The organism is Ideonella sp., assembly GCF_036277275.1.
In the GTDB taxonomy this organism is placed as follows: Bacteria; Pseudomonadota; Gammaproteobacteria; order Burkholderiales; family Burkholderiaceae_C; genus Ideonella.
In genome coordinates this window covers 11,196-32,981 of sequence record NZ_DASUNH010000020.1, presented here as the reverse complement: position 1 = coordinate 32,981, position 21,786 = coordinate 11,196, and the positions used below count along the sequence as shown (strand labels likewise).

The following is a 21,786-nucleotide window of genomic DNA, read 5'->3' as shown; positions in this document are numbered from 1 at the left end:
CCATGACCACCAACGTCTTGATCCTGTGCACCCACAACTCGGCCCGCAGCGTGCTGAGCGAGGGGATGTTGAACCACCTGGCCACCAAGCTCGGCAAGGACGTGCGCGCCTTCAGTGCCGGCAGTGCGCCGAGCGGTCGACTCAATCCGTTTGCGCTCGAAGCGCTCGGCAACGCGGGTGTCGACGTGAGCGGCTACCGCAGCAAGAGCTGGGATGAGTTCACCCAGCCCGGCGCCCCGGAGATGCGCATCGTCATCACCGTGTGCGACAGCGCCGCGGCCGAGCAGTGCCCGTACTGGCCGGGCAGCCCGGTCAAGGTCCACTGGGGCTACCCCGATCCGTCCAATGCGCTGGGCGGCGATGAAGGCAAGAAGACTGCCTTCGAGCTGACCCGCCAGGCGATCGGCTATCGCATGCTGCAGCTGCTCGCGCTGCCGCTGGCGTCGATGGGCAACGCCGAGCTGCAGCAGGCGTTGGCCGACATCGTCAAGAGCTGAAGGTGGCTGATGGACTTGCCACGCAAACTCACCGGCGAGGCGCTCGGCACGGCGCTGCTGCTGGCCGTCGTGATCGGCTCGGGCGTCATGGCCGAGCGCCTGTCGGGCGGCAACGTCGCGATCGCGCTGCTGGCCAACACGCTGGCCACCGTCGGCGGCCTGTACATCCTGATCGAAGTGTTCGGTCCGATCAGCGGCGCGCACTTCAACCCGGCCGTCAGCGCCGTCATGGCCTGGCGTGGCGAGCTTCCCAGGGCAGCGCTGGTGCCCTACATCGCGGCTCAGCTGCTCGGCGCGATGCTGGGTGCATGGCTGGCCCACGTGATGTTCGACCTGCCCGTCCTGCAATGGTCGGCCAAGCTGCGGGGCGGCACGGGCCAATGGGTCGCTGAAGGCGTGGCCACCGCCGGGCTGCTGCTGGTGATCCTGCGGGCGCCGGCAGGGCGCGCCGCACCGATGGTCGCGGCCTACATCGGCGCGGCCTACTGGTTCACCGCCTCGACCTCGTTTGCCAACCCTGCAGCCGTTTTCGGCCGCATGTTCAGTGACAGCTTTGCCGGCATCGCGCCGGCGAGCGCGCCGGGCTTCATGGCCGCCCAGTTGGGTGGTGCCGCGATCGGCCTGGCGCTGCACCACCTGTTCGAGCCGCGGCTGCATCCGGCCGGCCACCCCAACGTCATCGAGGCTTCCGGGGCAGAAGGCGAAACCGCGAGAAAGTAGAACGTCAAACGCGGCGGACCTTCGGGTCCGCTCCTTTCGCCGAAGTAGTTGCTATTGACAACATAATTTGCGGAGTCTATCGTGCGCACAGATGGTTGCTGGACACAACGAAATGAACGAATCCGCTCAGACCGGCGAGCTGCTGCGCGAGGTCGCGCGCCTGTATGTCCGGGCTCAGCGTGTGGTGGCCGATTGCTGCCAGACCACGAGTACCCAGTGCCACATCCTGACCGAGCTGGGCCGCTCGGGGCCGATGCCGATGGTCGAGCTCGGCGCCCGGCTGCTGCTCGAGAAGAGTTGGATCAGCCGGGCAGTGGACAGCCTCGTCGAGCTCGAGCTGGTCGCCAAGGAACCGAACCCGGCCGATGCCCGCAGCTGGATCGTCACACTGACGGCCGCCGGCAAGCGCCGCGTGAAGACGCTCAACGCCACGCTCGACGGCCACGCCGAGCAACTGCTTGCTGGTCTGGGCGCCCAAGACCGCCAACAGGTCCGCCACGCGCTCCTGGTGCTGCTCAAGCAGCTCCGCCAGGACACCTCCGCCACCTGTTGTTTGCCCGTCTCTGATCGCAAGGAATCTTCATCATGTCGCTGAACACTTCGTTTTCCGTCCGCCAGGCCGGACCGGCCGATTGGCCCGCCATCTCATCGCTGCTCAAGGCCAACCAGCTGCCGCTGGACGGTGCGCAGGACCATCTTTCGACTTTCGTGGTGGCGCACCGTGCGGGCGAAGTGCTCGGCGTGGCCGGGGCAGAAGTCCGCGGTGACGCCGCCCTGCTGCGCTCCGTGGCCGTCGCGCCGGGTCTGCACCACATGGGCATCGGCCGCACGCTGGTCAGCACCCTCATCGACCAGGCGCGCCGGCGCCAGATCCGCCATATCTTTTTGCTGACGACCACCGCGGCGGCGTATTTCCCGCGCTTCGGCTTCGCGCCGATGGACCGCCAGCTGGTGCCCGAAGCGCTGAAGGCCTCGGCGGAGTTCCAGGGCGCCTGCCCGGCCACCGCGACGCTGATGGGTTTGACCTTGATCGAATCCCCCGACGCGCCGGCAGACCTGCCCGTGGCCGTGATCGGCGCCGGTCCGGTGGGCTTGGCGGCCGCGGCCCGGCTCATCGAGCGAGGCATCACGCCGCTGATCCTCGAAGCCGGCGCCTCGGTTGGTGCCAACCTGTTGGACTATGGCCATGTGCGGCTGTTTTCACCATGGCGCTACAACATCGATCAAGCGATGGCCGAGCAGCTGAAGGCCACCGGTTGGCAGGCCCCGGCAGACGACCAGGCGCTGCCGCTGGCACGTGAGATCGTCGAGCAGGTCATGCAGCCCTTTGCCGCCCTGCCCGAGGTCGCCAAGGCACTGCACCTGGGCGTGCGCGTCGAATCCATCAGCCGCGAAGGCTTCGACAAGGTCAAGACGGCCGGTCGCGACGCGGCGCCGTTCGTGATCCGCGGTCGCCGTGACGGGGAACCCGTGCAGTTCCGCGCCCGCGCCGTGATCGACGCGACCGGCACCTGGTCGACGCCGAACCCGCTGGGCGCCAACGGCCTGCCCGCCCTCGGCGAGCGCGATGCGGCCGACCGGATCTTCTACGGCATCCCGGACACTCTCGGCGCGCACCGCAGCCGCTACGCCGGCAAGCGCACGCTGGTGGTGGGTGCCGGCCACTCGGCGGCCAACGCCTTGCTGGGCCTGGCCGAGTTGGCGCGCACGGTGCCGGACACGCAGCTCGCCTGGTCGGTGCGCACACCAACGCTGGCGCGCGTGTTTGGCGGCGGCAGCGCAGATGCCTTGCCGGCGCGCGGCCAGCTCGGCGCCGATTTGCGCCGCTTGCGTGATCAAGCCGGCTTGGAATTCTTCAGCGGCCTGCGCATCGACACGATTCAGCGCCATGGCCCCACGCTCACCGTCGAAGGCCTGGATGCCAAGGGGCAGCGGATCCGCGTGCAGGGAATCGACGAGATCATCTGCGCAACGGGCCAACGGCCTGATCTTGGCGTGGCCAGCGAACTGCGGCTCAAACTCGACCCGTGGCTGGAGTCGACCGAGGCCTTGGGTCCGCTGATCGACCCGAACCTGCACAGCTGCGGCACCGTGCGCCCACACGGCCACCGCGAGCTGTCGCACCCGGAAGCCGGCTTCTACACCGTGGGGGTGAAGTCCTACGGCCGGGCGCCGACCTTCCTGATGGCCACCGGCTTCGAACAGGTGCGCTCCGTCGTCGCCGCGATCGCGGGTGACTGGGCGGCCGCGGACCGTGTCGAGCTGGACCTGCCCGAGACGGGGGTGTGCAGTGTTGGCGGCCCGTCGGCGCCGTCGGATGGTGCGGCCGGCGGCTGCTGCGGCACCGCGCCGGGCCCGGCGGCAACGGCTGCTTCCGCGGCGACAGCCGTGGCGGCCGCCGTCGCCGCTGCATCGTCTGGCTGCGGCTCGAGCTGCGGCACCGCACCGCCCAAGCCAGCCGCGGCGGCTGCGGCCGGCACGGCGGTGCGGACTGGCTGCTGTGGCTGATCGGTTGGCCGACGTGCGCAAGCCATGGGCCATCGTCGTGGCCCTGGGCATCACCCAGATCATCGCTTGGGGCTCGATCTACTACGCCTTCTCGCTGGTGATCGGCGCACTGGCAGGCGCCGTCGGCGCCGACCAACCGACTGTCGTTGGCGCGTTCTCGGTGGCGCTGCTGGCGGCCGGCGCGGCCTCGGCGCCGATCGGCAGCCTCATCGATCGACACGGCGGCCGCTGGGTCATGACCGTCGGTTCCGTGGGCGCCGGCTTGCTGCTCATCGCGCTGGGCCAGGTCCACGAGATCTGGCAGCTCTATCTGGTGTGGGCAGGCCTCGGCGTGGCGATGGCGGCCACGCTCTACGATCCGGCGTTCGCGGTGCTGGCGCAGGTGTTTCGAGAGCGCCAGCGCAAGGCCATCACGGCGCTGACGCTCTTTGGCGGATTCGCCAGCACCGTGTTCTGGCCGCTGACCCAGGCACTGATCGAGGGCTACGGTTGGCAGCAGGCGTTGCTGGTGCTCGGCCTGCTGAACCTGATGGTCTGCGCACCGCTGCACGCCTGGCTGCTGCCGCCAGGCGGCCATGCCAGCCGAGCCGCGCCGGATGAAGGGGCCATTTCCGCGGCCGTACCGGCAAACCGCCCCGCACTTCACACTGTTCTGCGCGATCCGACCTTCTACGGCCTGTGCGGCGCGTTCACCGCCAACGCGCTGGTGTTCTCGGCCATGACGGTCCACCTGATCTCGCTGTTGCAAGGCAAGGGGCTGACAGTCGCCCAGGCGGCATGGGTCGGCGCGCTGATCGGGCCGATGCAGGTGCTCGGCCGGGTGCTCGAGTTCGTCTTCCTGTCGAAGCTGCACCCATCACGCGTGGGCGTCCTCGCCATGTGGCTGCTGCCCGTGGCGCTCGCCCTGCTGGCAGGGGTGGGCCCTCATCCCGCCGGACTCGCCTTGTTCGCACTCCTGTACGGTTGCGGCAACGGGGTCATGACCATCGTGCGAGGGGCGATCCCCGCTGAGTTGTACGGCCGCCAGCACTACGGTGCGGTGAACGGCGCGATGGCCACACCGGTGCTGCTGGCCAAGGCCGCCGGGCCGATCGCCGCGTCGTTGGCATTGCTCACGTGGCCGGATCCGATGCACCTGTTGCTGCTCATGGCCGCCGTTGCCGCGGCGTCGGCTGCGGTCTTCGCCTGGACCGTCCGCCGACGCGCCGCGGCGCCCCCCGGTACGGCAGGGGGAACTCAGGCACCGGCCTGAGGACGCTCTGCCTCCTGGTGCACGCCGGCGCCGCAGCCTTCGCTCGCACAGCTGCGCGAGCACGCCGGCGGGCACGCCGGTGCCTGGGCTGGCAGGTACTCGACCAGACCTTGAGGGTGCGAGAAGTCAAGCTCGCAGCAGCGCACCACCGCGTCACGCACCGCAGACCGCGCGCGCTGCACGCGCGACTTGACGCCGGGCACTGACAGCCCGGTCCGCAGCGCGACTTCGCGGTGGGTGAGCCCCTCCAGATCCACCCAGCGCAAAGCATCGGCCATCGGCGGCGGCAGCACCTCGAGGAATCCAGCCAGGCAGTGGGTGGCGTCGCGCCGGGTGAAGCCAACCGAGGGTTCGGCTTCTGAAACGCCACCGGCGTCCGCCAGTTCGTCGTCGAGAGGTGTGGTGTCGGGCCTGCGGCCCCGCGCACGGTAGTGATCGATGATCACGTTGCGCGCAATCTGGAACAGCCACGGGCCGACCATCTGCCGGGCCCGCAATTGCCCCACGCTGCGGTGCAGGCGCAGCATCACCTCTTGCACGATGTCTTCCGCTTCGTGTGAATCGGTCACCTTCGATCGCACGAAGCGAACCAGCGCTGCGCGGAACGTCCGCGCCGCTGCCGCGGGATCGACGGGCTCGGTGGTGGAGACGTCGTTGCTGGACATCGTTCTCGCATCATCCTCCACGGCAACCCCGTCCGCCGGCGTTGCCACGGATCATTGGCAACCGCAGCGCGGGCCCGGTGCCGGAGCCGGCCCACAACAGGTCGGCTTGGCCTCAGCGTCGCAGCATGTGCCTTGCGTACGGGTGTCGCAGCAGGGTTCGTTGGCTTCGGCCGGCAGGGTGGCTGGTGCGGGTGTCTGTGGGGTAGGGGGCGTCGTCGGGGTGTTCATCAGAACTCCTGGGTTGTGCGCCCGGCACGATGCCGAGCGTCCACCTGCATAGACGACGCAGTGGCGAGAAGGATGCAAGGGTGCCCACTCGGCTGACCCGGCCAGGCCGAAGTGCCACCGCAGGGCCTGGTTGGCCGACCTGCGCTGCCTCGGCGGCAGCGCGCGTCTCGCCGATCGGTACGACTGAAGCGTGACCCACCAAAGACAACGGGCGCTAGCGGTTACCAACCTGCTAGCGCCCGTGGGCATTGGTGCCGGTGAAGAGAGTCGAACTCCCGACCTTCGCATTACGAATGCGCTGCTCTACCAACTGAGCTACACCGGCGAAAACGGGGATTCTAGCAGAGCTGTTTCGTGTTCTTCTCGCCTGCCTGTTCGGCTGCACGTACCCGCCGGAACTGGCCCGTGCACGGCCGTCTTTTCCGCGGCTTGCCGGCCTGGCCCCGATGGGAACATGGCCGTCGTGGAAAAAAGCCAACCCATCCTGGTGGTCGGCGATGCCATGCTGGACCGCTATTGGGACGGCAGTGTCGACCGCATCTCCCCCGAAGCCCCGGTGCCGGTGCTGCGCGTGACGCGCCGCTATGACCGTGCCGGCGGCGCCGCCAATGTCGCGTTGAACCTCGCCGCACTCGGTGCGCAGGTCACCCTGCTGACGCTCGCGGGCCGCGACGAGGCGGGCGACGCGCTCGAACGAATCTTGTCCGAAGCCGGCGTGCGCCTGGAGCGTGTCGCCGACCCGGCTTACCCGACGATCCAGAAGATCCGCTGCGTCGCGCGCCAGCACCAGATGCTGCGCGCCGACTTCGAAAGCGAGCCGTTGCCCGGGATGCTGGAAACCCTGGCCAAGCGCTACGTTGCCTTGCTGAACCGGCACGATCTGGTGGTGCTGTCGGACTACGCGAAGGGTGCGCTGTCGCGTTGCGAATACCTGATCGACGCTGCGCGCAAGGAATCCAGACCGGTGCTCGTCGACCCCAAGGGCCTGGACTGGGCGCGCTACGCCGGCGCCACCTTGGTCAAACCCAACCTGGGTGAATTCAAGGCGGTGGCCGGCCCCTGGGCCGACGACGCCGCGTTCCAGCGCCAGGCGGTGGCGTTGCGCAAGCGCCTGGGCTGGACCTACCTCCTGGTCACGCAAGGCGAAGCCGGCATGACGATGTTCAATGGCCGCGGCATGGTGCACGAGCCGGCGCGGGTGCGCGAGGTGTTCGACGTCAGCGGTGCCGGTGACACGGTGCTGGCCACGCTGGCCTGGCGCATGGCGCAGGGCGACGACGCGTTTGAAGCGATGCGCTGGGCCAACCGTGCCGCCGGCATCGTGGTCGGCAAGTTCGGCACCTCGACGGTCAGCCGCGAAGAGTTGCTGGCCGCCATGCGCGAAGCCGGGCCAGCCCCCGCGCCCACCCCTTTGCCCAAGCGCGCCGGCACGGCGCGGGAGCGCAACGAATCATGCGTGTCGTAGTCACCGGCGCGGCCGGTTTCATCGGCAGCAACCTGGTGCATGCGCTGAATGCGCGCGGCATCGACGACGTGATCGCGGTCGACGACCTGACCAACGGCCAGCAGTTTCGCAACCTGGTCGGTACGCAGCTGTCGAGTTATGTCGACATGGACGAGTTCTACGCCCGCTTCGAGCGCGGCGAGTTCGGCCGTGTCGATGCCGTGTTGCACCAGGGGGCCTGCTCGGACACGATGGTGCACGACGGCAAGCTCATGATGGCGCGCAACTACGAGTGCTCGCGCCGCTTGCTCGAAGCCTGCCTCGCGCAGGGCAGCCGCTTGATCTACGCGTCGTCCGCCGCGGTCTACGGCGGCTCGACGGTGTTCGCCGAAACGCCCGGCAACGAGCGGCCGCTGAATGTCTACGGCTGGTCCAAGCTGGTGTTCGACCAGACGGTGCGGCGCGCCTTGGCCGCCGGTGCGGGCAGCCAGATCGCCGGCCTGCGCTACTTCAACGTCTACGGCCCACGCGAGCAGCACAAGGGCCGTATGGCCTCGGTGGCGTTCCACCACTTCGGCCAGTTCCAGTGCCAGGGCCAGGTGGCCTTGTTCGGCGACTACAACGGCTACGGCCCCGGCGCGCACGAGCGTGACTTCGTCTGGGTCGGCGATGTCGTCGATGTGAACCTCTGGCTGCTCGAAAACGGCGGCGCGAGCGGCGTGTTCAACGTCGGCTCGGGCCGTGCCGAACCGTTCAATGCGGTCGCTGCCTCGATGCTGAACAGCTGCCGCGGGGCGCGCGGCGACGAGCCGCTGGCGCTGTCGAAACTGGTCGACGCCGGCCAACTGCGCTACACCCCGTTCCCCGATGCGCTGCGTGGTCACTACCAGTGCCACACGCAGGCGGACCTGCGCGCACTGCGCAAGGCTGGCTACACCCGCCCGATGACCAACGTGTCGACCGGCGTGGCGCTGTATGCGCAGTGGCTGATGAACCCGACCGACGGCCTGCCGACGCGCAGCGCTGTTTCGCAGAAGGCTTCACGCCTGGCCCGACGCCCCGCCTGAACCGGCAGAATCCCCGTTGCACACGGGAGATTCGACATGACACACGACGACAAGGCACGGCGCGCATGCGCACGGGCTGCGTGGATCGCCGCGACCGTGATGGCCGCGGTGGCGCTGGCCGGCTGCGGCGGCAGCCCGGGCACGGTGGCCCACACGGTGGGCGGTACGGTCACCGGGCTGATGCCTGGCAACCAGATCGTGCTGACCAGCGGCGAAGACAGTGTGACGCTGAGTGCCGACGGTCGGTTCACCTTTGCCCACCCGGTCGAAGAAGGCCGTGTCTACAGCGTCGCGCTCGGCACCACCCGTCCTATCGCGCAGCCCTGCACCTCCACCTATGGCGTGGCGACGATGGGGGCGAACAACGTTTCCAACGTCACCGTCATCTGCGGCCTGGCCGGCGGCACGGGGTCATTCACCGCCACCGGCGCGATGGCCGTGTCCCGCGTCAACCACACCGCCACGTTGCTGACGCAGGGTCAGGTGCTGGTCAGTGCCGGCTTCAACCAGGCCACGAACACGCCGCCGGCCGAACGCTACGACCCGGTCAACGGCAGCTTCGCGCCGACCGGCTACCCGCTGATCCAGCGCTTTGGCCACACGGCCACGCGCCTGCCCGATGGCAAGGTGTTGGTCGCTGGCGGCATCGAATGGACCTCGGGCCTGCAGTTCATGGAGTCCAGCGCCGAGCTGTACGACCCCGTCTCCGGCCTGTGGACCGCGACCGAACCGATGGACACCGCCCGCACCGGCCACACCGCCACCGCGCTGCCCAATGGCAAGGTGCTGGTGGCCGGCGGCCGCGACACGCTGGGCCGCAGCCTCGCCGGCGCGGAGCTGTACGACCCCGCCACCGGCAGGTGGCAGGACCTGCCGACGATGCACGAATCGCGCTGGGACCACACGGCCGTCCTGCTGCCGAACGGCAAGGTGCTGGTCAGCGGCGGCACCCAGGCCACGCTGGGCATGCGCACACTCGACAGCAGCGAACTGTTCGACCCGTCGAACGGCTCCTGGAGCACGACCGGCCGCATGGCGCGGCAGCGTGCCCTGCACACCGCCACACTGCTGCCCAGCGGCAAGGTGCTCGTGGCCGGTGGCGGCGAGTCGATCGACGGCGCCGAGCTGTACGACGCTGCCACCGGCAGCTGGACGGTGACTGCGCCACTGGCGAACGGCCGCGCGGACCACACCGCGGTGCTGCTGCCGACGGGCAAGGTGCTGGTGGCCGGCGGGCGCACCGGCGGCGACACCTTGGACAGCGTCGAGCTGTTCGACCCGTCGACCGGCCGGTGGGCCGCCGGGGCGCCGATGCTGCGGCCGCGCTATGGCCACGCGGCCACCCTGCTCGTCAACGGCAAGCTGCTGATCACCGCCGGCTCGGACGTGCACGACCACTTGTCGAGCAGCGAGCTGTACCACTGAGAAGGAGGGGGCGGCCTGATCGGTCAGGTGCGGATTCCCGCACTTCCGCGGCTGGGGCAGGGCGGAAAACCGCCCTGGTTGTTGCAGGCTGTAGCCGTGAACCAGCCGGTTTCCGCCCCGGCGGGCGCCAGGAGCGTCTTTTGCTCCGGGCTTACCCGAACTTCGAGGGTGAATGGCACGCGCCGTGCTCTTACCGAACCGCGGGAGGCCTGAGGGGCGTGTGACCCACGCAGCGAGGGCCGAACGTTGATCAGAGACCACTCCTCCTCGGGGCCACCTTGGGCAACCATCGTGGCCCTATTTTTTTGTGCGGCAGGGCAGTGTGCAGGCCCCGGCGAGAGTGGGCCATGAGGGAGCTCGTGGTGGTGAGGTCGCGATTTATGTGTTAACAGGCCCTGGTGTTCGGCCGCGCTCAGAGGGCGTCGTGGAACACCAGTCCGGCGGTGTGGCGGTGGCCCGTTCGCAGCGCGCTCACGCCATGACGCAGGTTCACCCGGTAGACGCCGCGCGTGCCTTGCACCGGCCGCTGGCTCACGGCGATCACCGCCGCATCACCCTGGCGCAGCGGCAGCACCATCGGCCGCGATTGCATGCGGGGCCGCTGCTCGGTCATCACGAACTCGCCGCCTTCGAAGTCGACGCCCGGCCGCGACAGCAGCAGCACTACCTGCAGCGGAAACACCAGGTCGCCGTACAGATCCTGGTGCAGGCAGTTGTAGTCGTCGCTGCCGTACTGCAGCAGCAGTGGCGTGGGCCGCCGTTGGCCGGCTGCGTGGCAGCGTGCAATGAACGCTTCATGCCCGGGCGGAAAACGCTCGGTCAGGCCGAGCGCTTCGTGCCAGCGGTTGGCGATGGGCGCGAGCTTGGCGTAGAACGCCTCGCGCATCGTGGCGATCAGCTCCGGCAGCGGGTAAGCGAAGTACTTGTATTCGCCACGCCCGAAGCCGTGCCGGCCCATCACCACGCGGCTGCGGAAGACCGGCTCACTGCTTGGATAAAGCCTCGCCAGCGCCTCACACTCGGTGCGGGCCAGCAACCCCTCGATCCGAGCCCAGCCATGGGCATCGAGCTGCGCGGCCAGGTCGTGTGGGTCGATGGCCTCGATCCGGTCGACCAAAGGGCTGGCCACCGTCAAGGCCGCTGAACGGTCCGGCGCGTTCATGCCTGCGCCTCGCGTTCGAGCAGGCTGCGCTTGCGCTCGACGCCCCAGCGGTAGCCCGACAGCGACCCGTCGCTGCGCACGACCCGGTGGCAGGGGATGGCCACCGCCAGCGCGTTGGCGCCGCAGGCCTGTGCCACCGCACGCACAGCCGTCGGTGCGCCGATGCGCTCGGCTACCTCGGCATAGCTGAGCGTGCGACCTGGCGGAATGTCGCGCAGTGCCTGCCATACGCGCTGCTGAAAAGCCGTGCCGCGCACATCCAGCGGCAGGTCCAGGCCCAACTGCGGAGCCTCGATGAAACCGACCACCTGCGCCACCATCCGCTCGAAGTCGACGTCCCCGCCGATCAGCTGCGCGTTCGGGAAACGGTCTTGCAGCTCGCGCGCCAACGCTTGCGGGTCGTCGCCCAGCAGGATCGCGCAGACGCCGCGCTCGCTGCGGGCCACCAGGATGGCACCGAGGGAACACTGGCCGATCGCGAATCGAATGTCGGTGTCCGTCCCGCCGGCGCGAAAGCGCGAGGCCGTCATGCCCAGCACCTGGTCGGCCTGCGCGTAGAAGCGGCTGCCGGAGTTGTAGCCGGCACCGTAGATCGCTTCGGTGACCGAGCTGCCCGCTTCGAGCTCGCGCCGCAGGCGCTGCGCCCGCTGCGCGTCGGCATAGGCCTTTGGCGTCAGGCCGGTGATGGCCTTGAAGACGCGGTGCAGGTGGAAAGTGCTCAGGCCGGCGCGCTCGGCCAAGTCTTCCAGCCGCGGTGGTCGTTCGGCCTGATCGATGTAGCGGCACAGCTCGGCCACCATGGCTGCCTGTTGTGTGGCCGGTCCTGCCTGGTCAGGCTTGCAGCGTCGGCAGGGGCGAAAGCCGGCCCGTTCGGCGTCGGCGGTGCTGGCGTGGAAGGCCACGTTCTCCGGCCGGGCGCTGCGGGCCGGGCAACTGGGCCGGCAGTAGACGCCTGTCGTGCGGACCGAATAGACAAACCGGCCATCGGCTCGGCTGTCGCGTGACGCGACCGCGACCCAACGTGGGTCGGCCACGGTGGCGGCGGCGCGCAGTTCGCTCTTGGTGCTCATGTTCATGTCGTGCCTCGCATCGCAAAGTTCGATGCAGGCAGCTTAGACATGCTGGCACAAGGTGGCACTCCGCGTCTTGCGGTCGAATTCGCGTCGCCGCGGTCAGCCGTATTGAAAGTAGCTCGGCAGCCCGTTCAGTTCGTTGCCGCTGAAGCTGTTCATCGCCGGCGTGCACTGATGCCCCGCGTTCGAAGCGGTTGCCCTTCAGCAACAGCTCGTCGACGGTGAACGCGACCAGGCCGATGCCGCCGACGCTGCCGCAATGCAGCAAGCGATTGGACAGCACCCGCACATCGTGCGACGGCGTGTTGCTGCCGACTCGCCGCCTGGATGGCGGCGGTGTCGTCGGCGACGCCGTCGCCCTTGGCGCGGTACGGCGGATCCTTCACGTTGACGTAGCCGACCGGCGTAGCGTCGACGCCGGTGGCCAGCACGGGCGCCGCACCGGCGCCGAGGGCACGGCGGATGAAGCGGGGACGCGACCCGGTCACCCGCATCACCGTGATGCTTCGCCGTGTGGTGCCGACTGGGCCTTGAAGTCCCAGGCCCGCACGTAGCGGATCTCGAACGAGTTGCCGCGCCCGGTCGGGGTCGTGTCGTCGGGCTGGCCCGAGGCGCTGCCGAACCACAGGTCCAGCAGCACGTACATCGGGTCGCCCATCGCGACATCGAGCGTCATCACTGGTTGGCCGTCGAAGTAGTAGGTCTGCCTGTTCGGCTCCCACTTGACGCCGTACTTGTGGAAGTCGGCAGACAGGTCCATGTGGGTGTCGAACTGGCGCGTGCCGATCAGGTGGCCTTCGTAGTCGCCGAGCCAGACCGTCGGCGCATAGGCCTGCGGGTGGGGGATGCCGTCGACCTCGAAACCCCATGGCGGCGCGCCGCCGGCGTAGGCTTCCATGATGTCCATCTCTGGGCGGCGGTCGCCGATGTGGTTGAAGATCCAGAAGCCGGGCCAGGTGCCCTTGCCGACCGGCAGCTTGGCGTCGATCTCGAAGTAGCCATAGGTCTGGTAGAACTTGCCGTCGGTGTCGATGGTGCGGTTGAAGAACTGGCCGTTGGCATCGCGCTGGGGCCAGATCTTCAGCGAGCCGTTCTCGACGGCGAAGTTCTTCGTGGGGTTGGGCGTGTCGTACCAGATGGCTTCATTCCAGACCGCGGCGTCGAGCTTGTCGCCGTCGAACTCGTCGTGGAAGCTGAGCACGTAGTCGTCCGGGTTCTGGCCGTAAGGGCCGTCGCTCGTCGTGGTCGACTTGATCTTGCAAAGCTTGTTGGCCCCCGGATAGGGATCGCCGAACTGCTCGTTGTTGCAGGCGACCGGGCCGGTGAGCCTCTGGTAGGCGTAGCGCCCATCCAGCCCGTAGCGCACCCGCCGCTCGCCGGCGAAACTGCAGACCCCATGCTCGGCCGCGCACTGGACCCACGGCTCCTCCGGCGGTGGCGCGCCGGGCGACACCTGGCACACCTTGCTGGTGCCGGGCAACGGATCGCCGAACTGGGCGCTGTTGCAGGCAATCGAGTCGGTGGCGTTGCGGTAGAAGAAGTGGCCGGCCCGGCCGAAGCGAACCTGGTGCGTGCCGGTGAAGCGGCAGACACCGCCTTCGATGGCGCACTTCGTCCAGTCGGCCAGTGTCTCGTCGGTTTTGACGGGGGTGTCGGGCATGCCCTGGACGGGCAGGGCCAACGTTGCGGACCACGCCGCCAGGCACGCCACTGCCCAGCGCCGCAGGCCGGACATGGATCGGTTGTTCATCTTGTGCGCTCCTCTGACAATGAATCGGTGATGACCGGTTCATTGTCAGAACGCCTCGGCGCTGCGATGGGCGCGAGGGGGTAACGCGGGGGTGACAAGCCGCTGCCGGGCGCAGCCGGCCCCCTTCGGAGGCGGTCAGCCGCGGATGCGACGGACCAGCGCTGTCGTCGAATAGCCGTCGACGAAGGGCAGCGCGAGCGAGCGGCCACCCCAACTTTGCACCAGCGGTGTCTCGGCGAGCTGGGCCATGTCGTAGTCGCCGCCTTTGACGTAGACCGCTGGCTTCAACTGCGCCAGGACCGCGAGCGGAGTGTCTTCCTCGAACAACAGCACCGCATCCACGCTCTCGAGCCCGGCCAGCAGGTAGGCGCGGTCGAGTTCGCGGTTCAACGGACGGTCCGGGCCCTTGCCCAGGCGGCGGGCCGAGGCGTCGCTGTTGACGCCGACGATGAGCCGATCGCCCAGCGTGCGGGCGGCCGCCAGGTAGGCCACATGGCCGCGGTGCAGCACGTCGAACACGCCGTTGGTGAACACGGTGCCGGCTCGGCCGCCGTGTTCGGCCACCGCCTGTTCCAGGCTCAGCAGCTTGCGGGCGGGGTCGAAGCGGTCGAAAGTGGGTGTGCTCACCCTGCGGATTGTCGCGCGAGCTTGGCCTGCCACAAGCGCTCGATCGCCGCCTCGAAGTCGCTCACGAAGCCCTGCGTGTCGAACAACCGCGAGCGGCCGCGCGCTTCGCGCAGGCGCTGGCGCAAGGCGTGGCGTTCATGGGCGTGCGCGATGAGTCGGCTGGCCAGCGCCTCGTGCTCGGCCACCGTGGTCGTCACGCCTTCGGGCAGGCCGGCTGCGCGCAGCAGGCTGGCGCCGACGCGGCCGGCGAAGGCGGTGCCCAGCACGCTGAGCACCGGCACGCCGGCCCACAAGGCGTCGCTGACGGTGGTGTGGCCGTTGTAGAAGCGGGTGTCGAGCACCAGGTCGGCCAGGGCCAGACGTTCGAGGTGGCGTGGCTTCGACCAGATCGGCGCGAAGACCAACCGGTCGCGTGCGATGCCGGCGGCTTCGGCGGCGGCGTACAGACGCTGCCGCGTCTCCAGGGGGCCATCGACCAGCCACAGCAGGGCGCGCGGTTCGCGGGCCAGCAGCCGCATCCACAGCGCGAAGGTGTCGGCGTCGAGCTTGTAGTGGGTGCAGAAGCAGGCCAGCACGACCGCGTGGTCGGGCAAGCCGCAGTCGGCGCGTGTCAGGCCCGTCGACGCGACGCGCTGTGCGTCGTCGGTGCACTGGTAGCTGTGTGGCAGGTTCACGATCGGCTCGACGAAAGCTGGCTGCGCAGACAGCGGCGTGACGGTGGCGTCACCGATCGTCGCATCGAACCAGGTCGCGGCCGAGGCGCCGGGGTAACCGAGCCAGGTCAGCTGCAACGGTGCCGGGCGCAGCGCGAACACGCCGGGGCGTGCATCGCGGGTGTAGCCTTTCAGATCGATCAGGATGTCGATCTCGGCCGCTCGCAATGCGTCGGCCAGCGCACGATCGCTCAGTTGGGCGACATCGTGGAATTGGTCGACGTCGCGCTTCAGGCCACGGCGGTAGTCGCTGGCATCGTCGGGCCCGAAGGACCAGGCGCTCAGCTCGTATCGCGCTCGGTCGTGGCGCGCGAAGACACCACGCATCAGGTGCATCGTCGCGTGGTTGTGGAAGTCGGCCGAGGCATAGGCCAGGCGCAATCGTGGTCGCTCGACCGCAGCGCGCGGCGGCAGTGGCGCGCCCACGCGCTGCGCGATGTGCGCGGCGTGACGGGCGGCGATCGGCGCGATGTCTGAATCGCTCAGGAGCAACGGCAACGACAGCACCGCGAACGGCGAGGGCGCGTCGAAGACGGGCGTTTCAGTGGCAGGCTCGTCGCTCAGCTGCCGAACGAGCGCGCGAAGCGCCGTCTCGTCGGGCAGGTTCGCCCAGTCGCACAACTGCTGGCGCAGGTGCACGATCTGCAGCTGCACGCCGAGGTGGCTGGGCTGCAGGTGCTGGCACTGTTCGAGTTCGTCCAACGCCTTCGCATGCGCGCCGCGCGCGAGGTGGATCGACGCGAGGTTGAAACGCGCCGCGAAGTGCTCGGGCGCGGCCGCCAGCAGCGTCTCGTAGTGCGCTTGCGCCGCGTCGTACCGTTGCAGCGCCTGCAACGCCAGTCCCAGGCTGTAGCGTGCACGGGTGTGTGTCGGCTGGCCGGCCAGCACGGCTTCGAAGTGTTGCACTGCTTCGGCCGATCGCTCGGTGCGCTGCAACGCGATGCCGAGGTTGAAGCGCGCTTCGAGGCTGGTGGGCTGCAGGAGCAGGCTGCGTTCGTAAGCCGCCAACGCGGCCTCGGTGTCGTCGGTGTCCAGGCTGGCGTTGCCCAGATGGAGCGCGGCTTCGGCGAGGTCGGGCCGCAAGGTGAGTGCGGCTTGCGCGGCCTGAACGGCATCGACCGCCCGGCCTTGCAGGCGCCACAGGTCGGACTGCTGCGACAGCGCGAGCGCATCGTCCGGCTGGCGGCGCAATGCTTCGGCATACAGCGGCTCGGCCAGCGCGAACTCGCCGCGGGCTTTGTGCAGGTTGGCCAGGTTGCGCCATGCATCGGTGTAGCTGGGGTCGACGTCGATCGCACGCCGATAGGCTTCCGCGGCACGGCCATCGGCGCCAACGCGGCGCTGGATCGCGCCGAGCAGCGCCCATGCATCGGCGCGCCGTGGGGCCCGTTGCAGTGCGGCGACCACGTCGGCTTCAGCGCGCGGCGCATTGAAGGCGGGCGACTGGTAGGCGGCGAAGGCGCGCTGCAGCCAGCCGTCGGCATCGGTCGGCGAGGCCTGGGGCCGGGGCAGCCTTTGGCGCACCATCTGGCCCAGGGCCGACGCCACCCCGTTGCGCACCGGCGTCCAATCGCCGCGCGTGGCCTGGCGGAACAGGCGTGCGCTCGGGTACCAATGGCTGCGCTCGGCGTCGAGGCCCCAGCGCCAGTCGCGGTGGTACGGCAGCGTCACGAACACCGGCTTGCCCATCGCGCCAGCCAGGTGGGCGACCGAGGTGTCGGAGGTGATCACCAAGTCCAACTCGGCGACCACCGCGGCGGTGTCGTCGAAGCTGTGGATCTCGGCGTCGAGGTTGACGAAGTGGCCAGGCAGGTCTTGCCCTGCCAGATCCCGTTGGCCATCGCCTTTTTGCAGCACGAACCAGCGCAGGCCAGGCAGGCGAAGCCACGGCGCAAACGGAGCGAAGCGCGGCGAGCGCTGCGCATCGTTCTTGACGTTCGGGTTACCGGCCCAAACCCAGCCGACCGCCAGCTCGCGCTCGCGTTGCCAGCCATGATCGACCAGACGTTGGCGCCAGTGCGTGCAGCGCGATGCGTCGGTATGCACGTAGGGCACGAGGGTCGGCATGGCCCCGTCGCTGGTACCCAGCACATGCGGCAGGCTCATCAGAGCGACATGGCAGTCGAACGCCGGGATGGCCTGCGGCGGCAGCCCACGCTGCGTGACTGCGTCGACGCCGGGAATGCGCGCGGCCAGGCCCATCATCTCGCCGAGCACCTCGAGCACGACGCGGCCGCCGCGGCGCTTGACCTCTGGCACGAAGCGCAGAAACTGCAGCGCATCGCCAAAGCCTTGCTCGGCCCAGATCAGCACGGTGCGGCCCTTCAGCGGCGCGCCGTCCCACACCGGTTGCGGGCAGTCACGCGGCTCGGGTTGGCGGCGCGCGAAGCGCCATTCGTAGTCGGTGAAACCTTGCTGGAACTGGCCGTGCAGCAGAAGCGCGAGCGCGCGGTTCCAATGACCGTCGACGTGTTGCGGCTCGCGCTGCACGGTGGCATCGAACGCGGCGAGCGCATCGTCCCAATCGCCGAAGTGCTCGAGCGCGACACCGAGGTTGTGGAGGGTCTCGGCGTTGTCCGGGTTCAGGCGCACGGCCTCGCGGTAGGCGGCCAGGGCGCCGGTCTTGTCTTCGCGGTCACGTCGCAGGTTGCCCAGGTTGTTCCAGGCGTCGGCGTAGCCGGGCTGCAGCTGAGTCGCACGCAGGTAGGCCCCTTCGGCCAGGTCGAGCTGGCCCTGGCGCTTGAAGAGGATGCCGAGCAAGGTCCAACCATCGGCGCGGTCGGGCTCGTCCCGCAGCGCGGCTTCGGCGTAGGAAAGGGCTTCGGCCTCGGCACCAGCCTGGTAGAGCGCGAACGCACGCTCGATCGACGTCGTGGGCCAGGCTGTCATCGCGCGTAGGGCCGCAGGCTTCAGCCCTTGGCGCTGGCGCCAGGCCATGCGGTCGTACAGGTTCTCGAGATCACGCGTCCAGCTCGCGCTGTCGAACAGCGGCATCGTCAGGCGCTGGCCGACCAGACGCTGCTTCAGTGCTTGCAGGCGCGCCGGGTCATGGGCCAGCGCCGCGGCGAGTTCGACATAGGCCTCGGCGCTGGTCGTGGCCAGCTCGGGCACACCCGCGGCATGCAGAAGGCTGGTCGCGACACGCGAGGCGAAGGTGTCGCCGGTGCGCGTCAGCACCGGCACGCCGACCCACAGCGCGTCGCTGCAGGTGGTGTGGGCGTTGTAGGGCTCGGTGTCGAGCACGAGGTCGGTCAGTTGCAGACGGGCCAGGTGCTCGGCCAGCGGTTTCTCGGGCGCGAAGACCAGGCGTTGCGGGTCGAGGCCACGCGCTTGCATGGTCGAGCGCAGGTTGGTTTCGGCCAGCGGGTTCGAGCGCAGCAGCCACAGCACGGTGTTCGGCGCGCGTTGCAGCACGTCGCACCAACGGGCGAACACCGGCTCGGTGATCTTGTAGCTGTAGTTGAAGCAGGCCAGCACGATCTTGTCGTCTGGCAGGCCGGCCTCGTGGCGCAGAGGCTTCACGGCCACGGCGCGTTGCCGGTCGTTCGGTTGGTAGCAGTGCGGCAGCTGGGCGATGCGCTCGTCGTAGTCGGCGCCATGGTCCAGCGGCGTGACGATGGGGTCGCCGATCACGTAGTCGGCGAAGTCGGCGCCCAGCGTGCCCGGGTAGCCGAGGAAGTTGACCTGCACCGGTGCCGGCCGCAGTGCCAGGACGCCGCTGCGGGTGTCGCGCGTGTAGCCCTTCAGGTCGATCAGGACGTCGATGCCGTCGGCGTGGATGCGGTGCGCCAGGTCTTCGAGGCCGAGCATGGCGCAGTCGATGAAATGGTCGACGGCGCGCACGAGGCGCTCGCGCATCGCACTGCCGTCGTTCGGGCCGCAGCTGTAGGCAAAGACCTCGACCCGCGAACGGTCGTGGCGCTCGAACACCTCGGCCATCAGGTAGGCCGTGGCGTGGGCGTGCAGGTCAGAAGAGAGGTAACCGATGCGAAGGCGCCGGTCGGCCGGGGCCCGCGCCGGCAAGGGGGCGTAGCGCATCTGCGATGCGCGCGCGAGCTGTGCCGCGTACTGGCGGGCGACCCACTGGCGGGCGCAACGGCGCTGCTGCGTCCGCGTGGCCGGCAGCGCGAGGTAGGCAAACGGGAACACCGGCTGCGCGGGGCCGGCCAGCGGGTCCTCGCCGCCGGCGTCGACCGCGGCCAGCACCTGCGCGGCGGCGTCTCGCGCGCCGTCGAAGTCACAGGCCGCCTGCAGGGCGCGCAGCAGTGAGGTCTGCGCCAGGCTGTAGTGCGGGTCGATGGCCAACGCTGCGCGGTAGTGCGCGATCGCATCGGCCGGACGGCCGGCGTCGTTGTACAGGTTGGCGAGGTTGTATTCGGTCGGGGCGCTGCGGTCGTGCGAGAGCGACTGCTGGAACAGCTGCTCGGCTTCGGTCGCTGCGCCTCGACGCTGCGCCGCGGAGGCCAGCAGGTTCAGCAAGCCTGCGGGTTCGCAACCGCTGGCCAACCCGTCGCGCCAGGCGGCTTCGGCCTCGGCCGGCTTGCCCTGGGCCAGCAAGGCCTGGCCGAGCGCCGACCAGGCGCCGGATTGTTTCGGCGCCAGCGCCAGCGACTCGCGGTAGCTGGCCACCGCGGCGGCCAGGTCCCCGGCCGCCTGCTGGGTGTTGCCGAAGTTGCTGAGGATCACCGCGCGAAAGGCCGGCTCCTGGACCAGCGTCAAGGCGTGTTCGAAGGCGGTCAGTGCCTCGGCGAAACGGTGGCGGCGCTTGAGCGCCAGCGCCAGCAGGTGCCAGCCGTCGATGCTCTGCGCATCGGCCAACAGCGCTTCGCGGCACAGTGCTTCCGCGCGTGCGTCGTGGTTGGCATTCAGGGCAGCCATGGCACGGCCCAGCAAGTCGCTGGCGGCCTGCACCGAGCGCGCCGGTGACCAATCGGCCAAGCGCCCGCGGATCGTCTGGACGACGCCGTCCCAGTCTTGCGGCGCGCTTTGGCGCAACAGGCGCAGGCTCGGGTACCAATCGGTTCTTTCGCCTTCGCGCAGCCAGCGCCAGTCGGGCCCGTGGGCCGTCAGCACCCAGCAGGGCTTGTTCAGCGCACCGGCCAGGTGGACGACCGAGGTGTCGACCGAGATCAACAGGTCGATGCCGGCCATCGCGGCCGCAGTGTCGGTGTAGTCGTTGAGCTCGGCGTCCAGGTCCAGCACCTGGCCTTGCCAGCGCGAGCCGCGCAGCTCTTCGACCGGCTCGCCTTTTTGCAGGCTGACGAAGCGCAGGCCGGGCAGATCGAGCAGTGGCGCCAGCGTCTCGAGCCGGGCCGAACGGTTGCGGTTGTTCGCATGGTCCTTGTTGCCGCCCCAGACCAACCCCACCGTGGCGCGCACGCCGGGCGGCTTGGCCAGCCGGGCGCGCCAGGCTGCGATCTTGTTCGCCGGGGCGCGCAGGTAAGGCACGACCGCCGGGATGCGGCCTGCCGTGGTGGCCAGCCGGTGCGGCAGGCTCAGCAGGAACGCCCAGTAGTCGTAGCGGTGGTTGTGCATCTGCCCCGGCGCGATCACCCGCGTCGGGCCGTCCAGGCTCTTGCACAACTCGACCAGCGGGCCGTCGACGATCAGGGTGACCTCGGCGCCGGCGTCGCGCAGCATCGTTGCGTAGCGGCAGAACTGCAGCTGGTCGCCCAGGCCCTGCTCGCGCACCAGCGCGATGTGCTTGCCGTGCAAGGGCTCGCCCAGCCACATCGGGCAGCCGAGCGCCGGCGGGCGCGGCGCGCTCTTGTTCTGCGAGCGGGCGTGGTAGCGCACTTCGTAGCCGGCGAAACCACGTTGCAGATGGCCGAACAACAGGTCGGCGAGCGCGATGTTGTAAAGCGTGTCGGCGTTGCCCGGTGACAGCTCGAGCGAGCGTTGGTAGCAGCGCATCGCCTCGTCGTAGTCGCCGCGTTCCTTGGCCAGCTGGCCCAGGCTGTTCCAGCTGCGGTGGAAGGTCGGATCGATCTCGAGAACCCGCCGGTACAGCGCGACAGCGTCATCGCAGCGGCCGTACTCTTTCAGCAACGTGCCCAGGTTGTTCAGGGCGTTGACGTGGTTCGGCTGCTCGGCCAGCACGCCGCGGTAGCAGGCCTCGGCCTCGATCGGGCGGCGCAACTCCTGGTGCAGCGTACCGAGGTTGTTCAACGCCTCGACATGGCCGGGGCGCAGGGCCAGCGCCTGCTGGTACGCGGCGTCGGCCTCGGCATGACGGCCGCGGGCCTGCAACACCAGGCCCAGGTTGTTCAGCGCTTCGACGTTCTCGGGCAGCAGCTCGAGCGCACGCCGCAGCGCCGCCTCGGCCTCGGGCCAGCGCGTCAGCGTGCGCAGCACCTCGCCGCGGTTAACGTGCAGGTCGGCGGCGTCGGGCTTGTGCTCGGCCGCCTTGTCCAGCCATTGCAGCGCGGCCTCGTGCCGGCCGAGCAGATGCTGGGCCACGCCCATCAGCTGCAAGGCCTCCGGTTGAGCCGGTGACAGTTTCAGTGCTGCCAGGCAGGCTTCGGCCATCACCTGCGGCTGGCCGGCGCGAAAGGCGGTGACGGCCTGGCGCAGCAGGTCCAGCACCTCGCCGGTGGGCGGCGCGGGCGGGGTTGGTACGGGCAGGGCGGAAGGGGGGGCGAGCAGCTCCATATCC

The 21,786-nt window shown here is 69.4% G+C and carries 13 protein-coding genes, 1 tRNA gene and 1 pseudogene; 8 read left to right on the top strand and 7 right to left on the bottom strand.

The genetic code is table 11. The annotated features are described in order from the left end of the window. The first annotated feature begins 2 nt into the window (after positions 1-2). From VFY73_RS04230 to VFY73_RS04210, 5 genes are all read left to right on the top strand, one after another. Complete coding sequence (locus VFY73_RS04230) at positions 3-497, top strand: arsenate reductase ArsC (protein ID WP_329716664.1); 495 nt, start codon at positions 3-5, stop codon at positions 495-497. A gap of 9 nt (positions 498-506) precedes the next feature. Continuing rightward, the gene (locus VFY73_RS04225; RefSeq protein WP_414654392.1) at positions 507-1,217 is read left to right on the top strand and encodes an aquaporin; all 711 of its coding nucleotides are present in this window, start codon (positions 507-509) and stop codon (positions 1,215-1,217) included. Between the two features lie 112 nt (positions 1,218-1,329). Then, positions 1,330-1,812: a MarR family winged helix-turn-helix transcriptional regulator gene (locus VFY73_RS04220; RefSeq protein WP_329716663.1), complete on the top strand. Its 483-nt coding sequence runs from the start codon at positions 1,330-1,332 to the stop codon at positions 1,810-1,812. Beyond that, entirely contained in the window at positions 1,803-3,725 is a 1,923-nt protein-coding gene (gene arsN2, locus VFY73_RS04215; protein ID WP_329716662.1) for an arsenic resistance N-acetyltransferase ArsN2, read from the top strand. The genes VFY73_RS04220 and arsN2 overlap by 10 nt, the downstream gene beginning before the upstream one ends. Next, the gene (locus tag VFY73_RS04210; RefSeq protein ID WP_329716661.1) at positions 3,718-4,977 is read left to right on the top strand and encodes an MFS transporter; all 1,260 of its coding nucleotides are present in this window, start codon (positions 3,718-3,720) and stop codon (positions 4,975-4,977) included. Before arsN2 ends, VFY73_RS04210 begins: the two co-directional genes overlap by 8 nt. Here VFY73_RS04210 and VFY73_RS04205 read toward each other — a convergent pair. Continuing rightward, a complete protein-coding gene (locus VFY73_RS04205) occupies positions 4,962-5,642 on the bottom strand; it encodes a sigma-70 family RNA polymerase sigma factor (protein ID WP_329716660.1) in 681 nt (226 codons plus the stop codon). The genes VFY73_RS04210 and VFY73_RS04205 overlap by 16 nt on opposite strands. Positions 5,643-6,119: 477 nt before the next feature. Then, a tRNA-Thr gene (locus tag VFY73_RS04200) sits at positions 6,120-6,195 on the bottom strand. A gap of 129 nt (positions 6,196-6,324) precedes the next feature. Between VFY73_RS04200 and rfaE1 the strand changes: the two genes are divergently transcribed. From rfaE1 to VFY73_RS04185, 3 genes and pseudogenes are all read left to right on the top strand, one after another. After that, positions 6,325-7,335, top strand: a complete 1,011-nt coding sequence (gene rfaE1, locus VFY73_RS04195; RefSeq protein WP_329716659.1) for a D-glycero-beta-D-manno-heptose-7-phosphate kinase — start codon at positions 6,325-6,327, stop codon at positions 7,333-7,335. Next, positions 7,323-8,303 (top strand): annotated as a pseudogene (rfaD, locus tag VFY73_RS04190) (ADP-glyceromanno-heptose 6-epimerase); the annotation flags it as partial. The gene rfaE1 and the pseudogene rfaD, both read left to right, overlap by 13 nt. A 114-nt stretch (positions 8,304-8,417) precedes the next feature. Continuing rightward, entirely contained in the window at positions 8,418-9,806 is a 1,389-nt protein-coding gene (locus VFY73_RS04185; protein WP_329716657.1) for a Kelch repeat-containing protein, read from the top strand. A 412-nt stretch (positions 9,807-10,218) separates the two neighbouring features. Here the strand turns inward: VFY73_RS04185 and VFY73_RS04180 are convergent, their stop codons facing one another. From VFY73_RS04180 to VFY73_RS04160, 5 genes are all read right to left on the bottom strand, one after another. After that, positions 10,219-10,968 carry a 2OG-Fe(II) oxygenase gene (locus VFY73_RS04180; protein WP_329716656.1) on the bottom strand — a complete coding sequence of 250 codons (750 nt, stop codon included), beginning with the start codon at positions 10,966-10,968 and terminating at the stop codon, positions 10,219-10,221. Further along, positions 10,965-12,044, bottom strand: coding sequence for a bifunctional DNA-binding transcriptional regulator/O6-methylguanine-DNA methyltransferase Ada (gene ada, locus VFY73_RS04175; protein ID WP_329716655.1), 1,080 nt, complete (start codon positions 12,042-12,044; stop codon positions 10,965-10,967). The genes VFY73_RS04180 and ada overlap by 4 nt, the downstream gene beginning before the upstream one ends. A gap of 490 nt (positions 12,045-12,534) precedes the next feature. Next, positions 12,535-13,791 (bottom strand): glycoside hydrolase family 16 protein, encoded by a 1,257-nt coding sequence (locus VFY73_RS04170; RefSeq protein ID WP_329716654.1) that lies wholly within the window; start codon positions 13,789-13,791, stop codon positions 12,535-12,537. A 135-nt stretch (positions 13,792-13,926) separates the two neighbouring features. Beyond that, entirely contained in the window at positions 13,927-14,376 is a 450-nt protein-coding gene (gene rfaE2 / locus VFY73_RS04165; RefSeq protein WP_329716702.1) for a D-glycero-beta-D-manno-heptose 1-phosphate adenylyltransferase, read from the bottom strand. A gap of 38 nt (positions 14,377-14,414) precedes the next feature. After that, a complete protein-coding gene (locus VFY73_RS04160; RefSeq protein ID WP_329716653.1) occupies positions 14,415-21,782 on the bottom strand; it encodes a tetratricopeptide repeat protein in 7,368 nt (2,455 codons plus the stop codon). Positions 21,783-21,786: the final 4 nt, after the last annotated feature.